The organism is Winogradskyella poriferorum (assembly GCF_050618035.1).
In the GTDB taxonomy this organism is placed as follows: Bacteria; Bacteroidota; Bacteroidia; order Flavobacteriales; family Flavobacteriaceae; genus Winogradskyella; species Winogradskyella poriferorum_A.
The window spans coordinates 1-278 of sequence record NZ_JBODPY010000027.1; the positions used below are offsets into that span (position 1 = coordinate 1).

Annotated in this window: 1 protein-coding gene; it reads right to left on the bottom strand. The window is 49.3% G+C overall.

Annotated elements, in window-relative coordinates; genetic code table 11:
* The coding region (locus tag ACRHOC_RS14785; RefSeq protein ID WP_431159399.1) for an NTP transferase domain-containing protein at positions 1 to 278 on the bottom strand (278 nt) is incomplete at both ends.

The following is a 278-nucleotide window of genomic DNA, read 5'->3' on the forward strand; positions in this document are numbered from 1 at the left end:
ATTGGAATCAGCGCATGCAAAAAGTGATCGCGCTCCCCTGCTTTTAAAATTGAGATCGCCTCGGGCAGTTCCAGCCCTTGCTGAATCAGACGTTCAATCAGGTTCTCACTTAATAATGGCGTATCGCAAGGCAACACCAACAGATGGCTGTGACGTGTTTTTAACTCGCTCAACGCCGCTTGGATACCCGCCAATGGGCCAAGAAACCCCTCACCTTCATCCGACACTAAAGCGTAACCGAACTCTCTGTATTGAAGGTGGTTACGATTGCAGCTGAT